The organism is Ensifer sp. Root31 (genome assembly GCF_001424825.1).
In the GTDB taxonomy this organism is placed as follows: domain Bacteria; phylum Pseudomonadota; class Alphaproteobacteria; order Rhizobiales; family Rhizobiaceae; genus Ensifer; species Ensifer canadensis.
The window spans coordinates 21,231-35,301 of record NZ_LMCO01000036.1 but is presented as its reverse complement, the minus strand read 5'-3'; the positions used below and the strand labels follow the sequence as shown (position 1 = coordinate 35,301).

The 14,071-nt window shown below is 61.6% G+C and carries 16 protein-coding genes; 12 read left to right on the top strand and 4 right to left on the bottom strand.

Annotation, left to right across the window (positions count from 1 at the left end; genetic code table 11):
- Positions 1 to 106: 106 nt before the first annotated feature.
- Positions 107 to 2,821 (bottom strand): preprotein translocase subunit SecA, encoded by a 2,715-nt coding sequence (secA, locus tag ASD00_RS27035; protein WP_057210237.1) that lies wholly within the window; start codon positions 2,819 to 2,821, stop codon positions 107 to 109.
- A gap of 244 nt (positions 2,822 to 3,065) precedes the next feature.
- Here secA and ASD00_RS27030 point away from each other — a divergent pair, with 244 nt between their 5' ends.
- The 6 genes from ASD00_RS27030 (at position 3,066) to ASD00_RS38150 (ending at position 7,391) form a co-directional block, all read left to right on the top strand.
- The gene (locus ASD00_RS27030; protein ID WP_025424560.1) at positions 3,066 to 3,923 is read left to right on the top strand and encodes a peptidylprolyl isomerase; all 858 of its coding nucleotides are present in this window, start codon (positions 3,066 to 3,068) and stop codon (positions 3,921 to 3,923) included.
- Positions 3,924 to 4,055: 132 nt separating this feature from the next.
- Entirely contained in the window at positions 4,056 to 5,297 is a 1,242-nt protein-coding gene (gene argJ, locus ASD00_RS27025; RefSeq protein WP_025424559.1) for a bifunctional glutamate N-acetyltransferase/amino-acid acetyltransferase ArgJ, read from the top strand.
- A gap of 172 nt (positions 5,298 to 5,469) precedes the next feature.
- Positions 5,470 to 6,225, top strand: a complete 756-nt coding sequence (locus ASD00_RS27020) for a GNAT family N-acetyltransferase (protein ID WP_107028038.1) — start codon at positions 5,470 to 5,472, stop codon at positions 6,223 to 6,225.
- Between the two features lie 3 nt (positions 6,226 to 6,228).
- Complete coding sequence (mutT, locus tag ASD00_RS27015; RefSeq protein WP_025424557.1) at positions 6,229 to 6,642, top strand: 8-oxo-dGTP diphosphatase MutT; 414 nt, start codon at positions 6,229 to 6,231, stop codon at positions 6,640 to 6,642.
- 180 nt (positions 6,643 to 6,822) lie between these two features.
- On the top strand, positions 6,823 to 7,143 hold the full coding sequence (locus ASD00_RS27010; protein ID WP_057210232.1) for a hypothetical protein: 321 nt from the start codon (positions 6,823 to 6,825) through the stop codon (positions 7,141 to 7,143).
- A 74-nt stretch (positions 7,144 to 7,217) separates the two neighbouring features.
- Positions 7,218 to 7,391, top strand: a complete 174-nt coding sequence (locus ASD00_RS38150; RefSeq protein ID WP_063963353.1) for a Flp family type IVb pilin — start codon at positions 7,218 to 7,220, stop codon at positions 7,389 to 7,391.
- A 120-nt stretch (positions 7,392 to 7,511) separates the two neighbouring features.
- On the opposite strand, the gene ASD00_RS27005 is transcribed toward ASD00_RS38150, so the two are convergent.
- Positions 7,512 to 8,390, bottom strand: a complete 879-nt coding sequence (locus tag ASD00_RS27005) for an SAM-dependent methyltransferase (protein ID WP_025424555.1) — start codon at positions 8,388 to 8,390, stop codon at positions 7,512 to 7,514.
- 124 nt (positions 8,391 to 8,514) lie between these two features.
- Here ASD00_RS27005 and ASD00_RS27000 point away from each other — a divergent pair, with 124 nt between their 5' ends.
- From ASD00_RS27000 to ASD00_RS26980, 5 genes are all read left to right on the top strand, one after another.
- Positions 8,515 to 9,291: a ComF family protein gene (locus ASD00_RS27000; protein ID WP_025424554.1), complete on the top strand. Its 777-nt coding sequence runs from the start codon at positions 8,515 to 8,517 to the stop codon at positions 9,289 to 9,291.
- A gap of 47 nt (positions 9,292 to 9,338) precedes the next feature.
- Entirely contained in the window at positions 9,339 to 9,596 is a 258-nt protein-coding gene (gene grxC, locus ASD00_RS26995) for a glutaredoxin 3 (protein ID WP_038575627.1), read from the top strand.
- A 114-nt stretch (positions 9,597 to 9,710) separates the two neighbouring features.
- Positions 9,711 to 10,568, top strand: coding sequence for a carbon-nitrogen hydrolase family protein (locus tag ASD00_RS26990; protein ID WP_025424552.1), 858 nt, complete (start codon positions 9,711 to 9,713; stop codon positions 10,566 to 10,568).
- Positions 10,565 to 10,993 (top strand): DUF1178 family protein, encoded by a 429-nt coding sequence (locus tag ASD00_RS26985; protein WP_057210230.1) that lies wholly within the window; start codon positions 10,565 to 10,567, stop codon positions 10,991 to 10,993. Before ASD00_RS26990 ends, ASD00_RS26985 begins: the two co-directional genes overlap by 4 nt.
- Before the next feature lie 129 nt (positions 10,994 to 11,122).
- Complete coding sequence (locus ASD00_RS26980; RefSeq protein WP_025424550.1) at positions 11,123 to 11,689, top strand: GNAT family N-acetyltransferase; 567 nt, start codon at positions 11,123 to 11,125, stop codon at positions 11,687 to 11,689.
- A 196-nt stretch (positions 11,690 to 11,885) separates the two neighbouring features.
- On the opposite strand, the gene ubiG is transcribed toward ASD00_RS26980, so the two are convergent.
- On the bottom strand, positions 11,886 to 12,632 hold the full coding sequence (ubiG, locus tag ASD00_RS26975) for a bifunctional 2-polyprenyl-6-hydroxyphenol methylase/3-demethylubiquinol 3-O-methyltransferase UbiG (protein WP_025424549.1): 747 nt from the start codon (positions 12,630 to 12,632) through the stop codon (positions 11,886 to 11,888).
- Positions 12,633 to 12,745: 113 nt separating this feature from the next.
- Positions 12,746 to 13,294, bottom strand: coding sequence for a dihydrofolate reductase family protein (locus tag ASD00_RS26970; protein WP_025424548.1), 549 nt, complete (start codon positions 13,292 to 13,294; stop codon positions 12,746 to 12,748).
- A gap of 217 nt (positions 13,295 to 13,511) precedes the next feature.
- Here ASD00_RS26970 and ASD00_RS26965 point away from each other — a divergent pair, with 217 nt between their 5' ends.
- Complete coding sequence (locus ASD00_RS26965) at positions 13,512 to 14,015, top strand: methyltransferase (RefSeq protein ID WP_158071745.1); 504 nt, start codon at positions 13,512 to 13,514, stop codon at positions 14,013 to 14,015.
- The last annotated feature ends 56 nt before the right edge of the window (positions 14,016 to 14,071 follow it).

Here is a 14,071-nt window from a genome sequence, read left to right as displayed (position 1 = left end):
CGATGGTCGAACGGCAAAGCGGGCAACTCTGTGCCTGGCGACAGGGCGGTCTGCGCGCTTTGCGGCCCCACAAACAAAAATGCCGCCCGGAGGCGGCATCTTCAGATCAGGCTTCGTAAATTCCGTGGCAATGCTTGTACTTCTTGCCGGAACCGCACGGGCAGGCTTCGTTGCGCGAGACCTTGCCCCAGGTCGACGGATCGGCCGGGTTGCGGTTTGCCGGTGCGACCGCCAGCAGCGAGTCGGAGCCGCGACCGAAATCGTCTTCGCCGGTCAGAGGGTCGATATGGTGACCTTCCATCAGCGGCGGCGCCGGCTGCGGCGCCTCGGCCGCTTCGCGGACCAATTCGACGCGCATGAGCTGGGCCGTCACGGCCTGGCGCAGGTTGCCGAGCAGGGCCTGGAACAGTTCGAAGGCCTCGGACTTGTATTCCTGCAGCGGGTCGCGCTGGGCATAGCCGCGGAAACCGATGACCGAACGCAGATGGTCGAGATTGACGATGTGTTCGCGCCAGAGGTGGTCGAGTGTCTGCAGGATGACCGAGCGCTCGACATATTGCATGATCTCGGGACCGAAACGCTCGGCACGGTCGGCAACCGCCTTGTCGGTGGCCGCCGTCACACGCTCGAGGATGTCCGCCTCGTCGATGCCTTCTTCGGCTGCCCATTCGGCGATCGGCAGGTCGAGGTTGAGGTACTGCTGCGCGTCGGCCTTGAGGCCTTCGACGTCCCACTGCTCGGCATAGGCCCGCTCGGGGATGCGCTTGGAAACGATGTCCTCAATGACTTCGGTGCGCATGTCGGTGACGGTTTCGGTGACGCTCTCGGCATCCATCAGCTCGATGCGCTGCTCGAAGATCACCTTGCGCTGGTCGTTGAGCACGTCGTCGTACTTCAGAAGGTTTTTGCGGATGTCGAAGTTGCGGGCTTCGACCTTCTTCTGCGCACGCTCGAGCGCCTTGTTGATCCAGGGGTGGACGATCGACTCGCCTTCCTTGAGGCCGAGCTTCTGTAGCATGCCGTCCATGCGGTCGGAGCCGAAGATGCGCATCAGGTCGTCCTGAAGCGACAGGTAGAACTTGGACCGGCCGGGGTCGCCCTGACGGCCGGAACGGCCGCGCAGCTGATTGTCGATACGGCGGCTTTCGTGGCGTTCGGTGGCGAGAACATAAAGTCCGCCGGCTGCCAGCGCCTTTTCCTTCAGCTGCTGCACCTCGGCGCGGATCGCCTGTTCGCGGTCGTTGCGCTCGGGGCCGGGCTCGACCTCTGCGAGTTCCTGCTGGATGCGCATGTCGACGTTGCCGCCGAGCTGGATGTCGGTACCGCGACCGGCCATGTTGGTGGCGATCGTCACCGCACCCGGTACACCGGCCTGGGCCACGATGAAGGCTTCCTGCTCGTGATAGCGCGCGTTCAGCACCTGGAAGTTGTCGAACCCGGACTTCTTGAGCAGATCGGCAAGCTGTTCGGACTTCTCGATCGACGTGGTGCCGACCAGCATCGGCTGGCCGCGCTCGTGCGCCGACTTGATCTCGTCGATGATCGCCTTGAGCTTCTCGCCCTGCGTACGATAGACTTCGTCGTCCTCGTCGATACGCTTGATCGGCAGGTTGGTCGGAACTTCAATGACTTCCAGGCCGTAGATGTTGCCGAATTCTTCTGCTTCGGTGGAGGCCGTACCGGTCATGCCGCCGAGCTTGGAATACATGCGGAAATAGTTCTGGAAGGTGATCGAGGCGAGCGTCTGGTTCTCGGGCTGGATCTGCACCTTTTCCTTGGCTTCGAGCGCCTGGTGCTGGCCTTCGGAATAGCGGCGGCCCGGCATCATGCGGCCGGTGAACTCGTCGATGATGACGATCTCGTCGTTGCGTACGATGTAGTCCTTGTCGCGCTGGAACAGCTTGTGGGCCTTGAGCGCGTTGTTGACGTGGTGGACGATCGCAACGTTTTCGATGTCGTAGAGCGATTCACCCTTGAGCAGGCCGGCCTGCTTCAAGAGGTTTTCAAGCTTCTCGGTGCCTTCTTCGGAGAAGTTGGCTGAGCGCTGCTTCTCGTCGATCTCGTAGTCTTCCGGCGAGAGCATCGGAATGAACTCGTTGATCGTGTTGTAGAGATCGGAGCGGTCGTCGAGCGGGCCGGAAATGATCAGCGGCGTGCGCGCTTCGTCGACGAGAATCGAGTCCACTTCGTCGACGATGGCGAAGAAGTGGCCGCGCTGGACCATCTGCGCGCGCTCATACTTCATGTTGTCGCGCAGATAGTCGAAGCCGAGCTCGTTATTGGTTGCGTAGGTGATGTCGCAGGCGTAGGCCGCGTGGCGCTGGTCGTCGGTGAGGCCGTGGACGATCACGCCGGTCGACAGGCCGAGGAAGCTGTAGACGCGGCCCATGGTGGCGGCGTCGCGCTGGGCCAGGTAGTCGTTGACGGTGACAACGTGCACGCCCTTGCTGGCAAGCGCGTTGAGATAGACGGGCAGGGTCGCGACGAGTGTCTTGCCTTCGCCGGTCTTCATTTCGGCAATGGCGCGCTCATGCAGGATCATGCCGCCGACCAGCTGCACATCGAAGGGGCGCAGGCCGAGGACGCGGCGGGCCGCCTCGCGGGCAACGGCAAAAGCCGGTACCAGCAGATCGTCGAGCGTTTTGCCGTCTGCGAACTCTTGGCGGAACTCCACGGTCTTGGCGGCGAGTGCCTCATCCGACAAAGCCTTCATATCGGCTTCAAGAGCGTTGATGGCATCCACTCTGGCCTTGTAGCCACGCACACGGCGTTCGTTGGAGGAGCCAAACAACTTGCGGGCTAGGCCGCCGAGACTGACCATATGAATGGTCCTTTCTTTTTTGTTGCCTTGGGTTCCACTGGCCGCACCGTCAAAACCGCGCAATGCCGTGAAACGCCCGGAAACTGTTCTGGACGCGAGGTTGCGTGACAGATAAGAGGGGGGTCGAATTATGTCAACGCACTTGCGTGGCTGGACGGCTACAGAACCGCCACATTCTGGTGGTGTTCAGCCGCTACGAGCCCAATGCAATCGCGTTGACGGCCAAAGGTGAAAGGTTACGAGCATGTCGAAGTTTAAGACCCTGGCCGCTGCGGCCCTGGTTGCGGCGATCGCCGTTCATGGTGTCGCGCGCGCCGAAGATGCGGACCCTGTCATCGCCACGGTCGGTGGCGAAGAAGTGCGCCAGTCCGAGCTCAACCTCGCCCTTGGTGGTCTCGACCCGCAGCTGCAGCAGATGCCGGAAGAGCAGAAGCGCGCCGCAGCACTTTCGGCTGTCATCGACGTCAAGCTTCTGTCGAAGACGGCCGAGAAGGAAGGCCTTCAGGACGACGCGGCCTTCAAGCAGCGTCTGGCCTACCTGACCGAGCGCGAACTGCACAACGCCTTCTTCAAGAAGCACGTCGTCGACGCGATCACCAAGGAAGAGGTGAAGGCACGCTACGACAAGGAAATCGCCGCGGTTCCGGTGCAGGAAGAAATCAAGGCACGTCATATCCTCGTCAAGACCGAGGAAGAGGCCAAGGAAATCATCAAGGAACTCGACGCCGGCAAGAGCTTCGTCGAGCTGGCCAAGGCCAAGTCCTCCGATCCGAACAAGGATGACGGCGGTGACCTCGGCTACTTCACCAAGGGCCGCATGGTTCCTGAATTCGACGCCGTCGTGTTCACGCTCGATAAGGGCGCCTACACCAAGACGCCGGTGAAGACGCAATTCGGCTTCCATGTCATCCTGGTCGAGGACAAGCGTCCGCAGGCCCCGCCGGCGCTGGAGCAGGTCGAGCCGCAGGTTCGTCAGCTTGTCATGCGCGACAAATACGTTGAGCTTCTTACTGCTGCCAAGAAGGACGCCGGTGTCGAGATTTCCGATCCGGCTCTGAAGAAGGCCTACGACGAGGCCAACAAGGCGCAGGAAGCCAAGTAATTTCGACCGGCGGGTTGTGCTTTAGGCAAGGCTCGCCGATCTACGCTTCTTGTCGATGCCCGACGGCCCGAAAGCCGCTCGGGCATTTGTCGCAACGCCACCTTGACCCCACGTTCTTCACGCAGGTTTCCCATGTCCGGTTCCGTCTCTCCGCTCGCTCCGAAAACCTTTGCCGAAATGCCCGCCTTGCGCGGTGTTCGCATGGCAACTGCCGCCGCCGGCATCAAGTACAAGAACCGTACCGACGTGCTGATGATGGTTTTCGACAAGCCTGCGGCTGTTGCCGGCGTGTTCACCCGCTCCAAGTGCCCGTCAGCGCCTGTCGACTTCTGCCGCCAGAGCCTTGGCGGCGGCGTTGCGCGTGCGGTTGTCGTCAATTCCGGCAATGCCAATGCCTTCACCGGCAAGAAGGGCCGCGACGCGACGGAACTGACCGCGAAATCGGCGGCGAAGGCTGCCGGTTGCGCCGAGAGTGAGGTGTTTCTGGCCTCGACCGGCGTCATCGGCGAACCGCTGGACGCGACGAAGTTCGCAGGCGTGCTCGACGATCTCGCCGCTGCCGGCCGCGAAGACTTCTGGTTCGAGGCCGCCAAGGCGATCATGACCACGGACACCTATCCGAAGGTCGCCACCCGCAGCGCAGAGATCGACGGCGTGAAGGTGACGATCAATGGCATCGCCAAGGGTGCTGGCATGATTGCGCCTGACATGGCGACGATGCTCTCCTTCGTCGTTACCGACGCCGACATCGCGCCAGCGGCGCTGCAGGCGCTGCTTTCGGCCGGAGTCGGCCCGACGTTCAATTCGGTTACCGTTGATAGCGACACGTCGACGTCCGACACCCTGATGCTGTTTGCGACCGGTGCTGCTGCCGGCGATGGCCAGCGGAAAGTGACGGATGCTTCCGATGCGAAGCTCGACGCCTTCCGGGCGGCCCTCAACGATCTGTTGCGCGATCTGGCTCTCCAGGTCGTTCGCGACGGCGAAGGTGCGCGCAAGATGGTTGCCGTTACGGTGGAGGGTGCCGAGAACGACGCGGCCGCGAAGCGCATCGCGCTTTCGATCGCCAATTCGCCGCTGGTCAAGACCGCGGTTGCGGGTGAGGACGCCAATTGGGGACGCGTTGTCATGGCCGTCGGCAAGTCCGGCGAGATGGCCGAGCGCGACCGGCTGGCCATCTGGTTCGGCGATGTGCGGGTCGCCGTCGAGGGCGAGCGCGATCCTACCTATTCGGAAGCCGCCGCCACGGCGGTCATGAAGGCGCAGGATATCCCGATCCGCGTCGATATCGGGCTTGGTGCCGGACGTGCGACGGTCTTTACCTGCGACCTCACCAAGGAATATGTCGAGATCAACGGCGACTACAGAAGCTGACGTCTTCGCGCGCAGTCTTTTCCCCGGGGCTTGCAGCTCCCCCGGGGCTTGCAGCTCCCAAAGCTGCTCGCATTGTCGGTAATTGGTTTGGCCTGTTGGGGGTAAGCAGATGACATCGATCGAGACCCAGCCGTCCGCAGGCGATGCCGCGGCTGAAGGCAAGGACAAGCGGATGGTTGATCTTCCGAGCGTACGGCGGCTTGAGGCCGTCGGCTTTCGCGCCTGGCCGGCGGCGTCGGTCCATTATGACGGCAGCTGGCTGATCCGGCTGAATGCTGGCCACGATTCCAAGCGTCTCAATTCGGTCAACCCGCTCGATCCCTCCGATTACCGCGACATCCCTGTTCGATTGGAAAAGGCTGCCAGGCGCTTTGCCGACTACGACCGGCCACTGACCGTGCGACAGACGCCGCTGACGCCGCCGCAACTGATCGCCCACATGGATGCCGAAGGCTGGACCGCCTTCTCCCATAGCACCGTGATGATGGCTGATATCGCCGAGCGCGACTTTGGTGATGGCATTGACCATCTGCCGATCAAGGACGTCGGCCGCTTCGTCGACGCACGCATCCGCATCGGCAAGGAAGACCCCAAGACCAAGGCGGCACTGGCCGAGATCATCAATTCGATCAAGCCGGAGAGCGGGCTGTTCCTGTTCGAGGACGTGGAAAGCGGGCCGACGGCGGTATCGCTCGTCGTTCAGGACAACGATCTCGCGGGCATCATGCTGTTTGCCGTTGATGAGCATTTCCGTCGACAGGGGCTGGGCAAAGCCATGCTCGACGTTTCGTTGCGCTGGGCGCGCCTGCGCGGCGCCAAGAAGGCATGGCTACAGGTCGAGGCAACCAGCGAGGCGGCGTTGGCGCTTTATCGCAGCGCCGGTTTCCGCGATGTCTACAGCTATCTCTACCGCACGCCGAAAGCTTGAATGATGGACGCTATCGGAAAGAAGATCGTTCTCGTCGCGGCTTGCGCCTTGGTGGATTCTGATGGCCGCATCCTGCTGGCGCAGCGTCCTGAGGGCAAATCGCTTGCCGGCCTCTGGGAATTTCCCGGCGGCAAGGTGGAGCCCGGCGAGACGCCGGAGGAAACGCTGATCCGCGAACTGGACGAAGAACTCGGCATCCAGACCAAGGTTGCCTGCCTGGCGCCGCTGACCTTTGCCAGCCATACCTACGACGATTTTCACCTGCTGATGCCGCTCTATGTCTGCCGTCGCTATGAAGGCGTGGCGATTGGGCGGGAGGGCCAGGCGATCAAATGGGTGCGCTCCAAGGCACTGCGCGACTACCCGATGCCTCCTGCCGATGAGCCGCTCATCCCATTTCTTATGGATTTGCTCTGAACCTACCCAAAAACCGACCGATTATTAATCGATCGTTTATCTCCCTCCCGCAAAGATAACTTCAATTCAGTTTCGGTGCGTAACGTTCAGCGAGCGGCGTATCGGTTTCGGACAATGTGGCAAACGAAGCTTGGGAAGGATGCTCCCGTTCGCCGCACCTTCTGCGTTTGTGAGGCTTGGATGGTAGACGACGATTTCTGGAGGACGGTTCAGGAGAAGGACATGGCGACGAGCCAGTCCCGCCGGACAGGCGTGCTCAATCTGTCGCTGCTGTTTGGAACAGCGGTGATTGCACTGACGTTGATCCTGACACCGATGCTGTCCTCGAAGACGGACAAGCGCATGCTGGCGAACACGCCGGTGGACTACGACAATATTTCGACCGGCTCTATCCCCTCGAACGGCACCACCAAGCGCTATACCGTGCGCCGCAGCGTGCTTCAGGAAATGCCGGGTGCGGTCTGCATCATCGATGCCGACGGCAGCAAGAGTGGCTGCTGATCCGGGCGGCGCGTCGGACTGGTTCCTTGCGTGTCTGCCGGTCGGGAAGTGAGTTCCAACCGGGCTGGGGACCTATGGACACGTTGAAGCGCCTTATTCGCGATAGAAGCGCGGCCACAGCGATCGAGTACGGTCTCATCGCAGCGATCATTTCTGTCAGCCTGCTTCTCGGAATGGAGCAGATACAGGCAGCGCTTACGGCCATCTTCGAGCTGTTGACGACGACATTCCAGAACGCAATGAGTTGACGTTGATCGGACCGGACGCTTAGCGCGTTTCCGCTTTGGACGAGGTCGCAGAGCGCGCCACCTCTTTGTTTTTACGCATTTCCTGGCGGAAAACCGCTGGCACTTTTCCTGGAAATGCTCCTAGACCGGTCTTTCCTTCGTCCCAAGAGCCTCCGACAGCCGCTGTTTGGCAGAGCCCGGCTTCAGCGGTTTCTGCTGGCTTTCGTGCGGTGCCCAGCCTGAGAGGTAGACGACGGAGAAGGTCGCGCGGATGCGGCCGTCCGGGTCGGAGAAGCGCTCGGCATAGATTTCCGCAGCCCTCAGGAAAAAGCGCCGGGACACGGGTGTCCGGCTGCGCGCTGTAAGCGGGCTGGTCATGCCCATCGCCCGCAAATCCCGGATCAGCGCGAAGAGCGAATCGTAGCGCACCGTATAGGTCTCTGCGTCCGCCACCGGCAGGGCAAAGCCCGCCCGCTGCAGCAATGCGCCCATGTCGCGAACGTCGGCGAAGGGAACGACGCGCGGGCTTGCGCCCCCGGTCAGCTCGGCCTCGGCGGCAAGCAACGCCTCGCGCAACTCGTTCAGCGTTCCATTGCCGGGAATAGCTGCCAGGAACAACCCGTCCGGCTTCAGCGATCGGCGCGCCTGGATGAAGGCGCCGGGCGTGTCGTTGGTGAGATGCAGCGACAGCGGGGAGACGAGAAGATTGAGTGTCTCGGGCTCGGCCGGGATGCGCTCGAGTGGCGCAATCGCGACCGGCATGGCGGTCGTGCCGAAGCCTGGATCCGTTTCCACCCGCTCGACCGTTCCGACCTTGCCGGTTTCCAGAAGCCGAAGGGCTGTTGCGCCAGTGTAGCCGTGCAATTCCATAGCCCTGTCGAACTGTCGCTCGACGACGCTGACACGGTCGGCCAGCTCCTGTGCGACGATATCGAGGAGGAAGGCTGCCTTGGGGTCGGCATTGCGCAGCGCCCGGCGACGGTGGGCCTCGACAAGGCTCTGGTCAAAGATGATTTCCACGGTACTCTGCTCCGGCAGCATGATTGCTTCCCCGGATCGAAACCGATTAAGGGAGTAAACATGCAGAATTTCAAAGTGCTACAGCGTCCTGCAAAGAAACCCACACGACGGCAAAGTCAACCTCATGAACTGGGAAGAGCGGCAATTTGGCCTGGCGGATTGCCTGGCCTTTCTGCGGCGGATCGGCGTTGATCTCATCGACGTCGTATACCCGCCCGTCTGCTGCGGTTGTGGACGCCTGATGGGTCGTCACCGGGCCGTCTGTGCGCCCTGCTGGTCGACGCTTCAACTGCTCGAGCGGCCCTACTGCGAAATCCTCGGCCTGCCGTTTGCCCATGATCACGGCGAGGGAACGGTGTCGCCCGAGGCGATCGCCGATCCGCCGGTGTTCGACCGCCTGCGCTCCGTTGCGATCCACGAAGGCATCGCGCGTGAACTCGTGCATGGGCTGAAATATCGGGACCGCACCGATCTTGCTCCGATGATGGCGGAATGGATGGTCCGGGCGAGCGATGGTGCCGTCGCCTCCGCGGATGCGATCATCCCGGTGCCGCTGCATGCCTTCAGGCTCTGGGGGCGCAAATACAACCAGGCGGCAGAGCTTGCCCGTTCCGTCGCCGCACTGTCCGGGCGGCCCTACCTGCCGACAACGCTTCGCCGGATCAGGCGCACGACCAAGCAGGTCGGGCTCGGCGCCAAGGCGCGTGAAGACAATGTTCGCGGCGCCTTTGCCGTCACCGAAAGCGGCAAGCAAGGTCTCGTCGGAAAACGCATCGTTCTCGTCGATGATGTCTATACCACCGGCGCCACCGTTTCGGCCGCGACCCGCGCGCTGAAGCGGGCGGGGGCCGGCCACGTCACGGTTTTAACCTTTGCAAGAGCCATGTCCGGTCTTATATGACAAATGGAAGTCCGGCATCGTTGCCGGTGAAGGAGCGGTTAGGAAACATGGCTTCGGTCGTTATTTATACGCGTCAGTTCTGCGGCTATTGCTCGGCTGCCAAAAAGCTTCTGGAAACCAAGGGCGTCTCGTTCCTCGAGCATGATGCAACCTACGATCCGCAGGTGCGCCAGAAGATGATCGAGAAATCGCATGGCGGAACCACATTTCCGCAGATCTTCATCAACGATATCCATGTCGGCGGCTGCGACGATCTGCACGCGCTCGAGCGCGCCGGAAAGCTCGACGAAATGCTCGTCGCCTAGACCGTTGCCGCTTTGGATGGAGTGGCGAAGCGCTCCATCTCATAAGCTTTGCGCATTTCCGACGGAGAGCTGCTTCGTGCCTTTCCGGGAAATGCCCTGAGGAGCCAGACTGCGATGACATTCAAGGCTGCCGCCATCCAGATGTGTTCTGGCGTCGATCCGGCACGAAACGCCGAGACGATGGCACGGCTGGTGCGCGAGGCGGCTGGTCACGGGGCGATCTATGTCCAGACGCCGGAGATGACGGGTGCGCTCCAGCGCGATCGTGCCGGCTTGCGGGCCGTACTCAAGGACGAGGCAAACGATATTATCGTTCGCGAAGCGGCAGCGCTTGCTGGCGAACTCGGCATTCATCTGCATGTGGGCTCGACCGCCATTGCCCTTGCCGACGGCAAGATCGCCAATCGCGGTTTCCTCTTCGGTCCGGATGGGGTGAAAATCTGTGACTACGACAAGATCCACATGTTCGACGTCGATCTCGACAATGGCGAAAGCTGGCGCGAGAGCGCTGCTTACACCCCGGGCAGCACGGCACGCCTTGCCGACCTCGATTTCGGCAAATTGGGCTTTGCCATCTGCTACGATGTTCGCTTCCCCGAGCTGTTCCGCCAGCAGGCGGTTGCAGGCGCAGAGGTGATGTCGGTACCGGCCGCCTTCACCCGGCAGACGGGCGAAGCGCATTGGGAAATCCTGCTGCGCGCCCGTGCCATCGAAAACGGCTTCTTCGTCATCGCCGCTGCACAGGGCGGCGTGCATGAGGACGGGCGTGAGACCTTTGGCCATTCGATGATCGTCGACCCCTGGGGCAAGGTGCTCGCCGCAGCGGGTGCTGCCGGCGAGGGGATCGTGCTGGCTGAAATAGACGTGGCCGCCGTGCATGTGGCCCGCGCCAAGATCCCGAACCTCAGGAATGCCCGCAGCTTTGGGCTGGATCATGTCCTGCCGACCGGAAAAGGAGGCGTTGCCGCTTGATTCGCTACACGCTTTCCTGCGATCAGGGCCACGCTTTCGAGGGCTGGTTCTCGTCGAGTGACGATTTCGACCGCCAGATGGAGCGCAAGCTCGTCTCCTGTCCCACCTGCAATTCCACGTCGGTTGCCAAGCAACTGATGGCACCGTCGGTCGCGACCGCCCGCAAGAAGGAAGCGACGCGGGCATTGGTCATGGACCAGGCGCAGAAGGAAACCGTCGCGAAAATCCGCGAACTCGTCAAGGCGGTGCGCGACAATGCCGAGGATGTCGGTGACCGCTTTCCCGAAGAGGCCCGCAAGATCCACTATGGCGAGACGGATGAACGCGGCCTGATCGGCAAGGCGACCGTGGAAGAGGCTGTCGCGCTTCTCGAAGAGGGCATCGCGATCGCGCCACTGCCGGTGTTGCCCGACGAGGTCAACTGACCTGCAGAGCGCAATGCCTGCTCGCGCCACCGACTTTCAGCGCTCTCAGGCGAAATCTAGCAAACACCCTTTAAAAACAGATCGTTGGTTCCCATTTCCGGATCTTTGTAATCCGGGATTTTGAGCGCTATGGATCTTTCCGACCTTCGCATTTCCACCGACCGCCTGACGATCAGGCATTTTGCGCCTGAGGATTTCGACGGGTTCCATGCCTATCACCGGCTGCCGGAGGTTTACCGCTATCTCTATGCCAATCCGCTTGACGAGGACGGCGCGCGCGCAAAATTCGCCAAGGCGAGCGACCCGCGTCTCGATGCGGATGGCGATGTCGCGGTTTTTGCGGTCGAACGGAGGCAGGATGGCGCGCTTGTCGGCGAGGTGCTGTTGAAGCTCGCCAGCAAGGCGGCGCGGCAGGCTGAAGCCGGCTACATCTTCAATCCGGCATTTTCGGGCAAGGGCTATGCCACCGAAGCGATGCGGGCAGTGCTCGACCTGGGTTTCTTCCAATTGAACTTCCACCGGATCTTTGCCCGTCTCGACCCGCTCAACGCCGGTTCCGTCGGGGTCGTCGAGCGGCTCGGCATGCGCCGTGAGGCGCATCTGATCCAGAACGACCTGTTCAACGGCCAATGGGGGGACGAGTTCATCTACGCGCTGCTTCAGCATGAGTGGCAGGCGCGGCCGAAGGTGGCTTGAGGCGCTACAGCGCCGTGCGTCAAATATGACGCACAAAGGACGCTGTAGCGTTTTAAACTTGCTGCATAATTTTGTCCTTAAAATCGGATCCGATTTAAGGAACTATGCAGTAGCGCTAAAAGCAAAGCCCCCCGGCGAACGGCGTCGGCGGAGGGCTTTGCATAGGATTTGATGCGGATGCGAAGGGCCGGCTGCGTTAGAGCGGGCGCTTGGCGACAATCATGTAATTGACGTCCATGTCCTTCGACAGGTTCCACTGGTTGGACAGCGGATTGAAGAATACGCCGGTGCGTTCGGTCAGTTCCAGGCCGCTTGCCACCAGCGGTTTTTCCAATTCCTCGGGGCGCACGAGCTTTTCATATTGATGCGTGCCGCGCGGCAGCCAGCGCAGAACGTTTTCGGCGGCGAAGATGGCCAATGCCGCCGCCTTCATCGTGCGGTTGATGGTGGCGACGAACATCAGGCCGCCGGGGCGAACCATATGGGCGCAGGTGGTCATGAAGAAATCGACATCGGCGACGTGCTCGACCACTTCCATGTTGAGAACGATGTCGAAGCTTTCGCCCGCTTCCGTGAGGGCTTCGGCCGTCACGGCCCGATAATCGACGTTAACGCCGCTGCCGGCCGCATGGGTCTTGGCAATGCCGATATTCTTTTCCGAAGCGTCCGCGCCGACGACGTCAGCGCCCATGCGGGCCATCGGCTCCGACAGCAGCCCGCCACCGCAACCGATATCGAGCAGGCGCAGGCCCTTCAGCGGCTGCGGGCTCTTCGGATCGCGGCCGAAATGCTCGGCAACCCTGTCGCGGATATAGGCAAGGCGCACCGGATTGAACTTGTGCAGCGGCCGGAACTTTCCCGTCGGATCCCACCACTCGGCGGCCATGGCCGAAAAGCGGTCTACTTCGCTCTGGTCGATCGTCGTGCGCGCTGTCTCGCTCATGCTGCCGTCTCCTTCATTCTGCCTGATGAAGTCGGACGATCGGGCAGGGATGTCAAGAGGCGGACCCTGGCCGCAACAGCGCATCGGGAGCGGCCGCGGGGCGAGCGCCCCGATCAGACATCCGGCTGCGGCTGGTAATGCAGGATGACGACGCCGGACTTGAGCGGTCGCGTGTGGGTGAGCTTGAGGGTGGTGCGCGTCGGCAACGATTTGAACAGAGGCACGCCGCCGCCGAGCAGTACCGGATTGATGCCAAGCCGGTATTCGTCGACAAGGCCCTTTTCCACCAGGCCTGCGGCAAAATCGGCGCTGCCGAAAATGAAGATGGTACCACCCCCAAGCGCCTTCAGGTGTTCGACTTCGGCGACCGCGTCGCCGGTAACGAGCGTGGTGTTGTGCCAGTCGGTGCTTTTGAGGGAGCGGGAGAAGACGTATTTCTCGACGCCGTTCATGAAGGTGGCGATATCGCCTTCGGCTTCGGGCCAGTAAGACGCCATCATCTCATAGGTCACCCGGCCGAAGAGCAGCGTATCGGCCTCAAGCTGGGTCTCGCCGATATAGGCTGCGAGTTCGTCCTCGAAGACGAACCAGCTGATGTCATGGCCTGGTGCTTCGAAGAAGCCGTCGACACTGACCATGTCCCACATGATGACCTTGCGCATAGTCGTTCCTCCCATTCTCCCTTGCCGCTATTTGCGGCACGGTTCGTTGATGAGCGGATCATCGCAAAACTGATTTTATATTGCAAGTGGTTTTATTTTGATATCGGAAAGTCCCGGACGACCATCAAGCCGATCATGGTATCGTCCCGCACTCGACGGCGGGCTTGCGTGAGGAGGGGACATGCACGCGGAAGGCAGAATCGGTTGGGCAGTAGAAATGATCGCACCGCAACCATCGGACTGGCTGCTTGAGATCGGCTGCGGTCACGGTGTCGCAGTTACGGGCGTTTGCGAGAAACTGGCCGATGGGCGGATCGTTGCGATCGATCGCTCTGCGAAGATGATCGCGGCGGCGAAACAACGAAACGCCAGCTATGTCGCGGCCGGCAGGGCAGACTTTGAGGCTATTGAGCTGGCGCGAGCGGATTTTGGCGACGCGCGTTTCGATGCTGCTTTCGCCATCCGTGTCTGTGTCTTTGCAAGGGGCGATCCATCGCGCGAACTGGCGGTACTTGCGCAGGTTCTCAAGCCGGACGGGCGGTTGCTGATCTTTGACGACGAGCCGTCGGGCAGTGCCGAAGACATTTCCAGCCGGATCGAAGCCCGCCTTGCCGATAGCCGATGGAGCGTGGCAAACGTCAGGACCCATCGGGTCGACCGCAGCGACGTCGTTTGCGTGATCGCACGACCGGGTCAATCCGAAAACGGTCGCCTCGGATGAAAGTACTGGACGGCATGGGCAAAGCCCGGGTGCGGTTCCGGCCCGGGCTTCTGTCT